The organism is Rhodoferax saidenbachensis, from assembly GCF_031457975.1.
GTDB lineage: Bacteria > Pseudomonadota > Gammaproteobacteria > Burkholderiales > Burkholderiaceae_C > Allorhodoferax > Allorhodoferax saidenbachensis_A.
Window position 1 is genome coordinate 79,494 of record NZ_JAVDXO010000004.1, and the last position, 12,990, is coordinate 92,483.

Sequence of the window (12,990 nt, forward strand, 5' to 3'; positions counted from 1 at the left end):
AGATGCCCAATATCAACGCCAAAACCTACGAAGCTTCCCCCGCCTACTCCGTCGCCTTTTTGGGCCTGGGTGTCATGGGTTACCCCATGGCCGGTCACCTGGCCAGCGCGGGCCACCAGGTCACGGTGTACAACCGCACCGCTACTAAATCCATAGCGTGGTGCGCAGACTTTGCAGGGGCTAGCAGCCAAAATGGCCCACATAGCCATGCAGACACCCCACGCCAAGCCGCGCAGAACGCCGACATCGTGTTCTGCTGCGTGGGCAACGACGACGACCTGCGCAGCGTGACGCTGGGCGCCGACGGTGCTTTTGCCGGCATGAAGCCCGGCGCCATCTTTGTGGACCACACCACGGCATCCGCCGATGTGGCCCGCGAGCTCAGCGCCATCGCCCGCGCCAAGGGCTTGCAGTTCATCGACGCACCAGTGTCTGGCGGCCAAGCCGGCGCGCAAAACGGCCTGCTGACCGTGATGTGTGGTGGCGATGCGGAAGCATTTGAATCGGTCAAGCCCGTGGCCATGGCCTTCTCGCGCGCCTTCACGCTGCTGGGCGACAGCGGAGCTGGTCAGCTCGCCAAGATGGTGAACCAGATCTGCATTGCCGGCCTGGTGCAGGGCCTAAGTGAGGCCGTAGCCTTTGGCCAGCGCGCCGGACTGGACATGAACCAGGTGCTGGATGTGATTGGCAAGGGCGCCGCGCAGAGCTGGCAGATGGATAACCGCGGCAAGACCATGGTGGCCGACAAGTTCGACTTCGGCTTTGCGGTGGACTGGATGCGCAAGGACCTGGGCCTGGTGCTGGATGAGGCCAAGCGCAACGGTGCACGCCTGCCGGTGACCGCACTGGTGGACCAGTTCTACGCCGATGTGCAGCAGATGGGCGGCCAGCGCTGGGACACTTCCAGCCTGATCAAACGCCTGAAGTAGGCCTGCTCGCCCCAATAAAAAACGGCCCCAAGGGCCGTTTGTATTTACTTGGCGGGTTCCGCCGGCTTTTGCGGCAGGGTGCGCGCCAGCTCGTCTTCCGAGATGATTTCCAGAATCCGCACCACGCGCTGCACGCCCGAGGTGCTTCTGATGATGGCGGTCGCACGATCGGCTTCGCGCTCGGTCACGCGGCCCATCACGTAGGTGGTGCCCCGTTCGGTCACGATCTTGAAGGCATTGGCGAACAGATCTTTGGCGTCAACCAGAGCGGCCTTCACGCGGCCGGTCACCAGCGCGTCGGACGAACGCTGCGTCAACGTAGCGTTACCCAGTACGGCCAGTTCGTTGACGATGTTCTGCACGTTGTCCACGCGGGAGACGATTTGCTCCACCAACTGCTTGTCTTGCGCAGTGGGTACTTCACCGGTCAACAGCACCTGGCGGTTGTAGCTGGTCACGCTGACGTGGGCGCGGTCGCCCAGGCTCTCGCGCAGGCGGCTGGCAGCGCGTTGCTCAATGCCTTCGTCTTCCAATTGCGAGCCTGACGTGCGGCGGTCTGTGGCCACCAAGCTGCCGCCCACCATGGCGCCGCCCACCAGCAGCGGGAAGCAGGCAGACAGGCCCGCCAACGTGCCAGTCAGTGCAGCAGCCAAGGCCAAACGTTTCAAAATACGATTCTTCATGGGGTGGGTTCCTGTTCGCCCAACAGCTGGGCATCAACCGCATCGCAAATGCAATGCAACGTTAAAAGGTGGACTTCCTGGATGCGGGCGGTGCGCTCATGCGGCACGCAGATGTGCACATCGGTGTCGCGCAGCAGCTGTGCCATTTTCCCGCCATTGCGGCCTGTCAGGCCCACTACCACCATCTCGCGCGCATGCGCAGCTTCGATGGCGGCCAACACGTTGGCCGAGTTGCCACTGGTAGAGATGGCCAGCAGCACGTCGCCTGGCGCCCCCAGGGCACGCACCTGGCGTGAGAAGATCACGTTGAAGTCGTAATCGTTGGCAATGGCCGTGATGATGGAAGTGTCGGTAGTCAGCGCAATGGCGCCCAACTCAGGGCGTTCACGCTCGAAGCGGCCCACAAACTCAGCAGCAAAATGCTGCGCATCAGCGGCAGAGCCACCATTGCCGCACGCCAAAACTTTGCCGCCACTGGTGACACAGGCCAGCATGGCTTGCACGGCCGCAGCAATCGGTTTGCTCAAGGCTTGCGCCGACTGGTATTTCAGGTCTGCGCTGTCAATAAAGTGTTGTTGAATTCGTTGTTCCAGCATGGCCCGGATGATACCGCGGGCCCCAAAGGCCCTTTTGGCTGGGGCGTCAAGGCCTGTATCAAGATGCGTCAAAGGCCGCCTGCAGCCACTGCACGGTGTCACCGTCCAGCACCACCACATCAAACCGGCATGGTGGCAAGGTGCGCAGGCGCAGCAGGTAGTGCTGGGCCGCGAAGATGATGCGCCGCTGTTTGGTGGCGCTCACGCTGGCGGCACCACCACCATGCGTGGTGGAGGCGCGCTTGCGCACCTCGACAAACACCAGCGTGCCATCGGGCGCGCGCATGATCAGATCAATTTCTCCGCCACCGCGTCCGGGGGTTCGATAATTGCGCTCGACCAGTTGCAAGCCCTGGGCCTGCAAATGCCGCAGCGCCGTGGCTTCTCCCGCGTCCCCCAGTTGTTTGGTGGTGGCGCCTGGCCCTGGTCGTGTTGGAAAGAAACCCATATGAGTGCGTCGTTTATCTCTGCCCTGTCCGCTGCCAAAGAGGCCGCCGGTGCGCAGCATTATCCGCAGGGTGCGTTGTACCTGGTGGCCACGCCGATTGGCAACCTCGCCGACATCAGCCTGCGCGCGCTGCATGTGCTGGCACTGGCCGACACCGTTGCCTGCGAAGACACCCGCCACACCCAGCAAATGCTGCGTGCCTATGGCATCGACAAATCATCCGGCCAGCTGCTGGCCGTGCACCAACACAACGAGGCCCAGGCAGCCGAGGGAGTGGTAGACCGCTTGCGCCAAAACCAGCGCGTGGCCTATGTGAGCGATGCGGGCACGCCCGGCATCAGCGACCCCGGTGCGCGTCTGGTGACCCAGGTGCGGGCCGCGGGCCTGCGCAGCATCCCCCTGCCCGGTGCCAGCAGTGTGACCACAGCCTTGTGCGCGGCAGGTTTGGCCGAAGGTGGCGATGGGCACAGCGGTTTTGTGTTCCGGGGGTTTCTGTCCTCCAAGGCCACCGAGCGCGCACACGAGGTGCAGGTCCTGTCCGAAGAACGCCGCGCCGTGGTGCTGCTGGAAGCGCCCCACCGCATTGAGGCGCTGGCCTTGGCGCTGGCGCCGCTGGACACACGATTGGTCACAGTGGGACGCGAGCTGACCAAACAGTTTGAGGAAATTGCCACAGTGGCGGCCGGCGATTTCACCGCCTGGCTGGCCGCCGATGCGAACCGGCTGCGCGGGGAGTTTGCGCTGGTGATTCATCCTGCACCGGCCGGTGCCGCCCAGGCGCCGGACGACCGGGTGCTCAAGCTGCTGCTGGAAGAGTTGCCCCTGAAAACCGCGGTCAAGCTGGCCGCGGATATCACGGGCGAAGCCCGCAACGCGCTGTACGAGCGGGCCCTGGCACTGAAGCAGGGCTAAGAAGCGTCAAGCCTGCTGCCAGGCCTGCACGTAGGCGCGCCCACGCACCAGCACATCGGCCGCCGAGGTGCCCGGCGCAAACAACTGGCTGCCAATACCAAAGCCGGTGGCACCGGCCTTCTTCCAGGGGCCCATGCTTTCGGGCGTGATGCCGCCCACGGGCCACAGGTCGGTCCCGGCGGGCAGCACCGACTTCAATGCCTTGATACCGCCATGCCCCACCATCTCGGCGGGGAACAGCTTGAGCGCGTGTGCACCTGCTTGCAAGGCGGCGAACGCCTCGGTCGGCGTGGCCACACCGGGCGCGCACAGCATGCCCAGCTCCACGGCGCGGCGGATCACCGCCACATCGCAGTTGGGCGAGACCATGAGGCGGCCACCCGCAGCATGCACGGCCTCTACATCGGCCACGGTCAACATGGTGCCGCCGCCCACAATCGCATCCGCCGGCAGGGTGCGCGCCAGCGTGGCAATGCATTCCAGCGCACCGGGACGGTTCAGCGGCACTTCCAGCGTGCGAAAGCCGCTTTCGACCAGTGCTTCACCCACGGCCTGCGCCTCGGCAGGCACCAGTCCGCGCAAGATGGCTACCAGCGGTGTTTGGCGCGCACGCGCCAACAGGTCAAAGGTCGTGCTCATAGGGGGTTCCAGTTCAGGTGAAGGTGGTGGACGGCCGCCACAAAGGCGGCCTTGGCATCGAGGATGTCAAACGACAGGCCCAGGTGCTGGGCCGCCGTCTGGTAGTGTGCCGCCAGCTGGGGCGAGCCCAGCAGCTTGAACGTGCCCTGGGGGCTCGCTCCGGTGTTCCCTTGCAGCACGTCTTTGAGTTCGGTACCAATCAGCAGGCCGCTCAGGTACGCCGTGGTGCTGGAGGCGGGCATGTCCTTGCAGACCACGCGCGCCCGGACGCTGAAAATCTGGTGGCTCAGCGCATGGTGACCTGCGGCCTTCACGCCTTCTGCAAAAGCAGACTCATCCCACACCGGGGCTACACCACCGGCGGCCGCGGCCACCGTGCCATGTTTGCTGAGCAAGTCGAACAATTCACCAGTCATGTAGGTGCGCAGCTGCACCACACGGCCCTCGTTCAACTCCACCCACTTGCTGTGCGTGCCGGGCAGTACAAACCAGCCACTGCGGTGGCCCAGGGCCCAGGCGCCCAGCAACTGGGTTTCTTCGCCACGCATCACATCGGGCACGCCCTGCGCATTGCGCACCCGGTAGCCGGGGATGATGATCGCAGACACGCCAGTCTTCGCATCGGGCACCCGCAGGGCATGGGTGGCTAGGTCTTGCACGGGCACGCTGCTGTCGACATACGGCACTTCATGCCAGCCCAGCGCGCTACCCACCATGCCAGCGAGCACTACGCCCGTGCCCTGTACGTCCAGCGCCTGCAGGGCCGCATCCAGCGCGGCAGGAAAACGACCTTTGCAAGCCAGGGCGCCGTCGGAATCAGAGGCTTCGCGCGCGAGCAGGCCATCGCCCGTGATGGCATAGGCACGGCGGTGGGTGGTTCCCCAATCCACACCGACAATCGACACAGCAGGGTTGGCAGCCATATTTTTAGAGTTCACAGTGGATGTTCAGGTAAATTCAAACATATGATGATTAAACCCGATTTTGCCGTAAAACACCTTCGCTCTGCCCCATGAAGCCCTCTGCACCTCCCAACCACGCCACCTACGCCGGGCGCAACCTGCATGGCCAGGTGGTGAACGAGTTGGGCCGCCGGGTGGTGGGTGGCGTCTATGCAGCCGGGGCCTTGCTGCCCAATGAGGACCAACTCTGTGCCGAACTGGCGGTCAGCCGCACTGCGCTACGCGAAGCCATCAAGGTGCTGGCGGCCAAAGGCCTGCTGGAGCCCCGCCCGCGCATCGGCACCCGGGTGCGCACTACCGAGCAGTGGAACCTGCTGGACCCCGACATCCTGGCCTGGCGCTGCGCCACAGGCGCTGATGCCGAGTTCTTGCAGCACCTGACCGAGTTGCGCGAAATCATCGAGCCCTCAGCTGCCGCACTGGCGGCCACCAGCCACAAACCCGAACAGCTGGCCGACATTGCGCGCGCGCTGGACGCCATGCAGGAAGCCAGCCATATCAGCGAATGGGTGCAGGCCGATTTAGCCTTTCACACCGCCGTGCTCAAGGCCACCAACAACCCGCTGCTGATGCCTTTGGCCGCCATCATTGGCAGTGCGCTGGAGTCATTGTTGGCGGTGAGCGCCCGTACTTCCGAGAACTTCAAGCAGGCCCTGCCGGACCACCAAAAGGTGTTTGAGGCCATCCAGGCCCGCGACGCCCAGAGCGCCCTGCACCGCATGGCAGGCATGCTGTCAGACACCCGCTCCCTGATGAAACGCGCGGTGATTCCGCCGCCCGGGTGATTTGCTCGAGATTCTAGTTTATTTGTATGATGATTTAGGCATTCCCATTACAATTTGCAGGCAACTTCCCACCCTCCTATGCAACCCCCATCCCTTTCCACATTTGCGACCTACCCCAGCCTGGCTGGGCGCACGGTCTTTGTCACGGGCGGCAGCTCCGGCATTGGCGCGGACATCGTGATCGCCTACGCCCGCCAGGGCGCCCAGGTGGCCTTCACGGGCCGCAACGCCGAGTCGGCCGCACAGGTCATCGAAGCGGCGTCCGCGTTCGGCCCCACCCCGCTGTTTTTGCAAAGCGATGCCGCCGATGTGGCCGCGCTGAAAGCCGCCATCGCCACCACCGCAGAGCGCTTTGGCGACATCAGCGTGCTGGTCAACAACGTGGCCAACGACCAGCGCCACGACCTGGCCGATGTGACACCCGACGACTTTGATTGGCGTGTGGCCATCAACCTGCGCCCTGCCTTCTTCGCGGCGCAGTCCGTGGTCGAGGGCATGAAACGCCTGGGCGGCGGCGCCATCGTCAACCTGGGCTCCATCAGCTGGATGATCAAGGGCGCAGGCTACCCTGTGTACGCCACGTGCAAGTCGGCCACCGTGGGCCTGTCGCGCAGCCTGGCACGTGACCTGGGCAAGCTCAACATCCGCGTGAATACCCTGACACCAGGCTGGATCATGACCGAGAAGCAGCTCACCATGTGGGTGGACGAAGCCGGTGAAAAGGCCATGGACGAGAACCAGTGCCTGCCCGGTCGCATTGTCGGCAGCGACGTGGCCAATATGGCCCTGTTCCTGTCGGCCGACGACAGCCGCATGGTGACAGCGCAAGACTTTGTGGTGGACGCCGGATGGACCTGAGCACCCCCGCCATCCGCAGCGTTTGGCCGGCCGAACTTCAACTCGGCGAAGGCCCGTTGTGGCATGCCGCCAGCCAACGCTTTTTCTTTGTCGATATCCACGGCCGTGCGCTGCATGCCTGGAACCCCGAAACCCTGGCCAGCGAAAGCTGGGCCATGCCCGAGCGCATTGGCTGGTTGATCCCCCGTACGGATGGAGACGGCTTCATCGCCGGCTTGCAGTCAGGCTTTGTGCGCTTGTGGCTGGAGCCCGAGTTGCGCATTGAGCCCATCGGCACGCCGCATCCTGGGGAGCCGCTGGTGAGGTTGAATGATGCCAAGGCCGACTGCCATGGCCGCATCTGGGCCGGCTCCATGCGCAATGACGAACCAGGGCTGCGCCAGGGCCGCCTGGCCCAGTTGGCGCCGTCAGGAGAGATCAGCGTGGTCGAAAGCGGTATTTACATCGCCAACGGCCCTGCCATTGCCCATGACGGCAGCTGGATGCTGCACACTGATTCGTTCCTGGACACCGTCTACCGCTATGACCTGTCGCCGCAAGGTGTGCTGTCGGGCAAAACCGTGTGGAACAAGTTCGGCGGCGAAGAAGGCACGCCGGACGGCATGACGCTGGACCGTGATGGCAATGTGTGGGTCGCGTTCTGGGGTGGCAGTTGCATACGGCAGTTCGCACCGCAAGGCACCTTGCTGCGCACCATTGCCCTGCCCGCGACGCAAATCACCAGCATGGCCTTTGGTGGCAAGAACCTCGACCAACTGCTGGTGACCAGCGCCCGCGTGGGCCTGGACGATGCCACATTGGAGCGCTACCCCTTGGCAGGGAGCATCTTTGTGCTGGAGCCTGGCGTGCAAGGCATGTTGCCCTGCACCTTTGGCTAAAGACTACTCGCCGGCGCGCAGGCGCCGGCGGCTGTCCCGCGCGTTGGGTAACCAACCGCGCCACAGCCAGCGGGCCAACAGCAACAGGCCACGAATCCATTCATCGATGGCGTAGGCCATCCAGATGCCGGGCAGGCCAAAGAGCCGCCCCAGCCAGAACGAGCCCACCCCCAGTACCAACACCAGTGAAGCCACGCTCGATGCGGCGGGGTACAGCGCGTCGCCCGTGGCGCGTAGCGCGCCATTCAAGATCAGATTGAACACGCGGCCGCTTTCGAGCAGCAACGACAACCACAGCAGCGTTTGCGCCGCATGGATCACGGCCGGATCTTTGGTGAAGATGCGCATCAGCCAGGGCGCTCCCAGCGCCGCCAGCAAGGCCAGCGATCCGGACGCCAGCAAACCATTGCGCACGGCTTTGCGCACCAGCCCGTTGGCCACGCGCAAGTCACCCGCCCCCACCAACCGGCCCACCATGATTTCGCAGGCCCAGCCAATCGCCATACTGGTGAGCAACACATATTTCAGTAACTGCAGCGTGTAGGAATGGGTGGCCAGTGCGGTCACGCCCAAGCGCGCCGTCGCGGCCAGCGACACCATGAAGGCCCCGCGGTAGGCTACTTCCACCCCCGCGCCAGGCAGACCCACGCGCAGTACGGGTGCCAGGTCCTTCCAGGAGGCGGCCCACCAATCCTGCCACCGGGGCACCAACTGCATACGGATGCGCCAGAACCACAAATGCATAACCAACCCCAGCGCGCGGCTGATCAGCATGGCAATGGCGTAGCCCTCCAGCCCCATGCCATCCCACTCGCCCCAATCGCGCATCAGCAGCGCGGCCAGCAGCAAATGGCTGCTGTGCATGACGATCATGACTTTGAGCGAATCCCTGGAATGCAGGTGCGCGCGCAGCACCGAGGCCATGCTGAGGTTATAGGCCTCCAGCATCAGCGCGGGCGCAAACCACTGCAGATAGGGTGCCGCCAACACCACGATCTGGTCCGGCGCGTTGAGCCAGTCCAGCACCAGGTCGTTTCCCGCCACCACAATGCACACCACCAAGGCCCCGGCCCACGTACTCGCGCCCAGCGCGAGCAAGGCCGCGCGGCGGGCCGAGGCATGCTGCTGCCCGCCCAGGTACTGCGTGACCACGACGCCCAGGCCAATGGCCAGCACACGGAATACCACCAACAGGGTTTCCAGAATCTGGTTCACGAGGCCGAAGGCGCCGGCCGCTGCATCCGAGGTGTGCGAGGCCAACCACAGGCCGCCCATCGCCACGCTCATGCCCAGCAAAAATTCGCCCAACAAAGGGCCAGCGATCATGTTGAGGCGGGGGCGGACGGGCGCGGTCATGCCACGAACCTTAGCGCAAAGCAGCCATCCAGACTGGCTCAGCCCAGACGGTAGTAGGCGCCACCCCAAGGTGCCAGCTGCAGCGTATGGCCTGCGCGGGGTGCGTCAACCAAGCCGCTACCAGTCAGCACCGTGAACGCGGTATAGGCCGCGGGAATATCCCACAGCGCAGCGGTATCGCTGAAGTTGAACACGCACAGCACTTGCTGGCCTTCAAACGCACGCACAAAGGCCAGCACCTGTGGGTGGGCTGGCAGCACAGACAGCGTGCCGCTCACCAACGCAGGCTGGGTTTTGCGCCAACGCAGCAGCGCGCGGTAGAAATGCAGCAAGGAACCCGTGTCACGCTCCTGCACATCCACTGCCAGCGCGCGGTGTGGCTCGATCACCGGCAACCACGGGGCAGCCGGCTGGGCCACGCTGGAGAAGCCCAGGTCGGCCGAGTCCTTGGCCCATGGGTGGGCGGTACGGCAACCGTCGCGGCCTTTGAACTCGGGCCACATGGTGATGCCGTAGGGGTCTTGCAAATCCTCGAAGGCAATGTCGGCTTCGGGCAGGCCCAGCTCGTCGCCCTGGTAAATGCAGGGTGAGCCGCGCAAGCTCATTTGCAGTGCCGCGCCCAGGCGCAAGAGGTCGGGGTGGGCAGGCTTGTCCGCACTGCCCCAGCGGCTGGCTACGCGCACCACGTCGTGGTTGGACAGCGCCCAGCAAGGCCAGCCCCCAGGTGCCACTTCTTCAAAGCGCTGCACAAAGCTGCGGAAGTGCGCCGCGCTGTGCGCGGTGCCCAGCAGGTCAAAGCAGTAGGCCATATGCAGCTTGTCGCCGCCACTGGTGTACTCGGCCACGCGGGCCAGGCCGTCGTCGTCGCCAATCTCTCCCACCATGGTGGTGTTGGGGTACTGGTCCAGCAGCGCGCGCAGTCGGCGCAGGAAAACCAGGTTCTCGGGCTGGCTCTTGTCGTGCTTGTGCCATTGCCAGCCATAGGGGTTGACGGCATTGACGGCAGGGTCTTCACCATCGGGGCGACCACGGGGAGGGTTGCTGCGCAGCTGCGCGTCGTGGAAGTAGAAGTTGGCGGTGTCCAGGCGGTAGCCATCTACGCCCAAGTCCAGCCAGAACTTCACGGTATCCAGCAAGGCGTCTTGCACCTGCGGGCTGTGGAAGTTCAGGTCCGGCTGGCTGGTGAGGAAGTTGTGCATGTAGTACTGGCAGCGGCGCGTGTCCCACTGCCAGGCGCTACCGCCAAAAATCGACAGCCAGTTGTTGGGTGGCGTGCCGTCGCTCTGGGCATCGGCCCAGACATACCAGTCGGCCTTGGGGTTGGTAAGACTGGAGCGGCTCTCGACAAACCAGGGGTGCTGGTCCGAGCTGTGCGACAGCACCTGGTCAATCATGACCTTTAGGCCCAGCGCATGGGCACGGTCCACCAGCTTGCGGAAATCGGCCACGGTACCGAACATGGGGTCGACGTCGCAGTAGTCGCTGACGTCGTAGCCAAAGTCCTTCATCGGGCTCTTGAAGAAAGGCGAGAGCCAGATGCCGTCGGCGCCCAGGGCGGCCACGTAGTCCAGCTTGGCCGTGATGCCGTCCAGGTCACCAATGCCATCGCCATTGCTGTCGGCAAAACTGCGGGGATAAATTTGATAAATGACGCCGCCGCGCCACCAGTTGTCATTCGATGCTTTGGTCATACAGAAAACGAGAAGTGAAGAAAATTATTTGACAGAACCGGACAGCAGGCCGCGCACAAAGAAGCGCTGTAGCGAGAAGAATACGGCCACCGGCACGGCGATGGACACAAAGGCGCTGGCGGTCAGGATTTCCCAGCTCTCGCCGCGGGAGCCCAGCAAGTCATTGAGTTTGATGGTCAGCACGATCTGGTCAGGCGCCTTGCCCAGGAACACCAGTGCGATCAGGAAGTCATTCCACACCCACAGGAACTGGAAGATGGCAAAACTGGCCAGCGCGGGGATCGACAGTGGCAGCACGATGCCAATGAAGATCTGGAAGTGCGAGGCACCGTCCATGCGCGCGCTCTCGATGATGTCGCGCGGCAACGAGGCAATGTAGTTGCGCAGCAGGTAGATGGCTAGCGGTAGACCAAAGGCTGAGTGCGCCGACCACACCCCCATGTACGACTTACTCTCCACACCCAGTGCCTCACCCAACTGGTTGTACAGGCGCAGCAGCGGAATCAGCGACATCTGCAAGGGCACCACCAGCAGGCCCACCACGACGACAAACAGCCATTTGCGCCCGGGGAACTCCATCCAGCTGAAGGCGTAAGCCGCAAAGGCCGCAATCAGAATGGGAATGAAGGTGGCCGGAATGGTGACCTTGAAGGTGTTGAGAAAGGCCTGGCCCACGCCCTCGGACGCCACCACTTTCTCATAGTTCTGTGTGAGGAACACGGGGGGCGACTCTGCCACGTAGAACACGCGCACCCCACGGTCCTTGTCGTAGTTCTGGTTCAGCTCCAGGCGGTAACTGCCATCGGCCTGCACCGTCAGCGTGCCATCGGGTTGGCCGTCTTCGTCGTCAAACACCTGACCGTCCGCCAACGCGGCGGCAGTGCCTGCAGCAAATTCACCGGGGTTGGACGACTTGAGCGAAAACTTCTTGATCTTGATACCGGACTGCTCGGGGAACAAGCGGCCGCTGATCACATAGCGGTCGCCTTCCTTGACCAGACTTTGTGCACCGGCGGTGCGGCGCATATCGGAGCGTGTCTGTGTAGACAGCGCCGTCCACCAGCCGCTGGACGCCAGCTGCTGCTTGTCGCGGAAGCTGGACACCAGCAAGCCAAAAGTGGGCAGTACCCACAGCACCACGATGGCCAGCAGGAGCAGCTGCGCGGCGATGGAGGGAAAGCTGAAGTATTTTTTCATCGCTGGGCCTCCTCGGTGCGGAACCGACGGATATTGAACGCCATGACAGGCACCACCGCAAACATGAGCACCATGGCCAGCGTGGAGCTACGGCCATAGTCCCCACCGCCGCGGAACATCCAGTCGTACATCAGGTTGGCCAGCACGCTGGTGTCCCACTGGCCACCGGTCATGGCCATCACGATGTCAAACACCTTGAGCACCGTGATGGTGATGGTGGTCCACACCACGAGGATGGTGGACATGACCTGCGGCACCATGATTTCAAAGAAGATCTGCAACTCGCTGGCCCCGTCGATGCGGGCCGCTTCAATGGTTTCGTTGGGCACGCCACGCAACGCGGCCGACAAAATCACCATGGCAAATCCGGTCTGAATCCAGATCAGGATGGCCATGAGGAAGAAGTTGTTCCAGAACGGCACCGTGACCCAGGCCTGCGGCTGGCCGCCCAGCCCCACGACGATGGCGTTCAGGATGCCGATCTGGTCAGACTCTGGCCCGCGGAAGTCATAGACGAACTTCCAGATCACGCTGGCACCCACAAAACTGATGGCCATGGGCATGAACACCATGGACTTGGCGAAGCCGCCCCACCACACCCGGTCGGCCAGCACGGCCACGATCAGGCCCAGGCCGGTGGCGGCCGCAGGCACCACCACCAGCCACAGGAAATTGTTGCGGATGGTGAGCAGGAAATTCTGGTCTACCAACACCCATTGGTAGTTCGCCAGGCCGACGAACTGTTCGCCAGTGGCATCGAAAAAGCTGAGGCGAAAGGTCTCAAACAGCGGATACAGCAGGTAGGTACCGAGCAGCAGCAACGCGGGGGCCAAAAACAGCCAGGGCCGCACGCTGGAACGCACCCGCTCGCGCTGGTGCTTGTGCCCCAACGGCACATGCACAATTTTGTCCAACAGAAAGTTGGAGCCAGCGAAGTACAGCAGGCAAAACGCAATGCTGACCACTACGGCGGTTATGGTCTGGAGGATTTGATCGGTCATGGGATCAACTCTTTTGCGTATCGTGAAAGGGTTTCAAAAGGGCCGGCAGCACGGA

14 protein-coding genes are annotated in these 12,990 nt (G+C 63.4%); 5 read left to right on the forward strand and 9 right to left on the reverse strand.

Features of this window, described 5'->3' with window-relative positions; genetic code table 11:
- The first annotated feature begins 2 nt into the window (after positions 1–2).
- A complete protein-coding gene (locus J2X15_RS10280) occupies positions 3–929 on the forward strand; it encodes an NAD(P)-dependent oxidoreductase (protein WP_310342286.1) in 927 nt (308 codons plus the stop codon).
- Positions 930–973: 44 nt separating this feature from the next.
- Here the strand turns inward: J2X15_RS10280 and J2X15_RS10285 are convergent, their stop codons facing one another.
- Genes J2X15_RS10285 through J2X15_RS10295 form a run of 3 tightly spaced genes read right to left on the reverse strand, consistent with a single transcriptional unit; the run spans position 974 to position 2,656 of the window.
- Positions 974–1,612, reverse strand: a complete 639-nt coding sequence (locus J2X15_RS10285; RefSeq protein WP_310342288.1) for a BON domain-containing protein — start codon at positions 1,610–1,612, stop codon at positions 974–976.
- Entirely contained in the window at positions 1,609–2,208 is a 600-nt protein-coding gene (locus J2X15_RS10290) for a phosphoheptose isomerase (RefSeq protein ID WP_310342290.1), read from the reverse strand. Before J2X15_RS10290 ends, J2X15_RS10285 begins: the two co-directional genes overlap by 4 nt.
- 58 nt (positions 2,209–2,266) lie before the next feature.
- Positions 2,267–2,656 (reverse strand): YraN family protein, encoded by a 390-nt coding sequence (locus tag J2X15_RS10295; protein ID WP_310342293.1) that lies wholly within the window; start codon positions 2,654–2,656, stop codon positions 2,267–2,269.
- On the opposite strand from J2X15_RS10295, the gene rsmI reads away from it, so the two are divergent.
- A complete protein-coding gene (gene rsmI / locus J2X15_RS10300) occupies positions 2,657–3,568 on the forward strand; it encodes a 16S rRNA (cytidine(1402)-2'-O)-methyltransferase (protein WP_310342295.1) in 912 nt (303 codons plus the stop codon). It begins immediately after the preceding gene.
- Positions 3,569–3,574: 6 nt separating this feature from the next.
- On the opposite strand, the gene J2X15_RS10305 is transcribed toward rsmI, so the two are convergent.
- Together J2X15_RS10305 and J2X15_RS10310 are read right to left on the reverse strand one after the other, a co-directional pair.
- Complete coding sequence (locus tag J2X15_RS10305; protein ID WP_310342299.1) at positions 3,575–4,207, reverse strand: 2-dehydro-3-deoxy-6-phosphogalactonate aldolase; 633 nt, start codon at positions 4,205–4,207, stop codon at positions 3,575–3,577.
- Positions 4,204–5,145 (reverse strand): 2-dehydro-3-deoxygalactonokinase, encoded by a 942-nt coding sequence (locus J2X15_RS10310; RefSeq protein ID WP_310342301.1) that lies wholly within the window; start codon positions 5,143–5,145, stop codon positions 4,204–4,206. The genes J2X15_RS10305 and J2X15_RS10310 overlap by 4 nt, the downstream gene beginning before the upstream one ends.
- A gap of 74 nt (positions 5,146–5,219) precedes the next feature.
- Between J2X15_RS10310 and J2X15_RS10315 the strand changes: the two genes are divergently transcribed.
- From J2X15_RS10315 to J2X15_RS10325, 3 genes are all read left to right on the forward strand, one after another.
- A complete protein-coding gene (locus J2X15_RS10315) occupies positions 5,220–5,954 on the forward strand; it encodes a FadR/GntR family transcriptional regulator (protein WP_310342304.1) in 735 nt (244 codons plus the stop codon).
- 78 nt (positions 5,955–6,032) lie between these two features.
- Entirely contained in the window at positions 6,033–6,812 is a 780-nt protein-coding gene (locus tag J2X15_RS10320) for an SDR family NAD(P)-dependent oxidoreductase (protein WP_310342306.1), read from the forward strand.
- On the forward strand, positions 6,803–7,690 hold the full coding sequence (locus J2X15_RS10325; protein WP_310342308.1) for an SMP-30/gluconolactonase/LRE family protein: 888 nt from the start codon (positions 6,803–6,805) through the stop codon (positions 7,688–7,690). The genes J2X15_RS10320 and J2X15_RS10325 overlap by 10 nt, the downstream gene beginning before the upstream one ends.
- A gap of 3 nt (positions 7,691–7,693) precedes the next feature.
- On the opposite strand, the gene J2X15_RS10330 is transcribed toward J2X15_RS10325, so the two are convergent.
- The 4 genes from J2X15_RS10330 to J2X15_RS10345 are packed head-to-tail and all read right to left on the reverse strand — an operon-like array spanning position 7,694 to position 12,935.
- Positions 7,694–9,046, reverse strand: a complete 1,353-nt coding sequence (locus J2X15_RS10330; protein WP_310342310.1) for an MATE family efflux transporter — start codon at positions 9,044–9,046, stop codon at positions 7,694–7,696.
- 38 nt (positions 9,047–9,084) lie between these two features.
- Entirely contained in the window at positions 9,085–10,737 is a 1,653-nt protein-coding gene (locus J2X15_RS10335; protein WP_310342313.1) for an alpha-glucosidase family protein, read from the reverse strand.
- Between the two features lie 24 nt (positions 10,738–10,761).
- Positions 10,762–11,934 (reverse strand): carbohydrate ABC transporter permease, encoded by a 1,173-nt coding sequence (locus J2X15_RS10340; RefSeq protein ID WP_310342315.1) that lies wholly within the window; start codon positions 11,932–11,934, stop codon positions 10,762–10,764.
- Complete coding sequence (locus J2X15_RS10345; RefSeq protein WP_310342316.1) at positions 11,931–12,935, reverse strand: carbohydrate ABC transporter permease; 1,005 nt, start codon at positions 12,933–12,935, stop codon at positions 11,931–11,933. Before J2X15_RS10345 ends, J2X15_RS10340 begins: the two co-directional genes overlap by 4 nt.
- Positions 12,936–12,990 lie beyond the last annotated feature (55 nt).

Bases quoted from the DNA above. Each gene is read 5' to 3' on its own strand.
- J2X15_RS10290 (WP_310342290.1), bottom strand. From the start codon at position 2,208: ATGCTGGAACAACGAATTCAACAACACTTTATTGACAGCGCAGACCTG.
- rsmI (WP_310342295.1), top strand. From the start codon at position 2,657: ATGAGTGCGTCGTTTATCTCTGCCCTGTCCGCTGCCAAAGAGGCCGCC.
- J2X15_RS10320 (WP_310342306.1), top strand. From the start codon at position 6,033: ATGCAACCCCCATCCCTTTCCACATTTGCGACCTACCCCAGCCTGGCT.
- J2X15_RS10315 (WP_310342304.1), top strand. From the start codon at position 5,220: ATGAAGCCCTCTGCACCTCCCAACCACGCCACCTACGCCGGGCGCAAC.
- J2X15_RS10295 (WP_310342293.1), bottom strand. From the start codon at position 2,656: ATGGGTTTCTTTCCAACACGACCAGGGCCAGGCGCCACCACCAAACAA.
- J2X15_RS10345 (WP_310342316.1), bottom strand. From the start codon at position 12,935: ATGACCGATCAAATCCTCCAGACCATAACCGCCGTAGTGGTCAGCATT.
- J2X15_RS10325 (WP_310342308.1), top strand. From the start codon at position 6,803: ATGGACCTGAGCACCCCCGCCATCCGCAGCGTTTGGCCGGCCGAACTT.
- J2X15_RS10330 (WP_310342310.1), bottom strand. From the start codon at position 9,046: ATGACCGCGCCCGTCCGCCCCCGCCTCAACATGATCGCTGGCCCTTTG.
- J2X15_RS10285 (WP_310342288.1), bottom strand. From the start codon at position 1,612: ATGAAGAATCGTATTTTGAAACGTTTGGCCTTGGCTGCTGCACTGACT.
- J2X15_RS10280 (WP_310342286.1), top strand. From the start codon at position 3: ATGCCCAATATCAACGCCAAAACCTACGAAGCTTCCCCCGCCTACTCC.
- J2X15_RS10340 (WP_310342315.1), bottom strand. From the start codon at position 11,934: ATGAAAAAATACTTCAGCTTTCCCTCCATCGCCGCGCAGCTGCTCCTG.
- J2X15_RS10335 (WP_310342313.1), bottom strand. From the start codon at position 10,737: ATGACCAAAGCATCGAATGACAACTGGTGGCGCGGCGGCGTCATTTAT.
- J2X15_RS10305 (WP_310342299.1), bottom strand. From the start codon at position 4,207: ATGAGCACGACCTTTGACCTGTTGGCGCGTGCGCGCCAAACACCGCTG.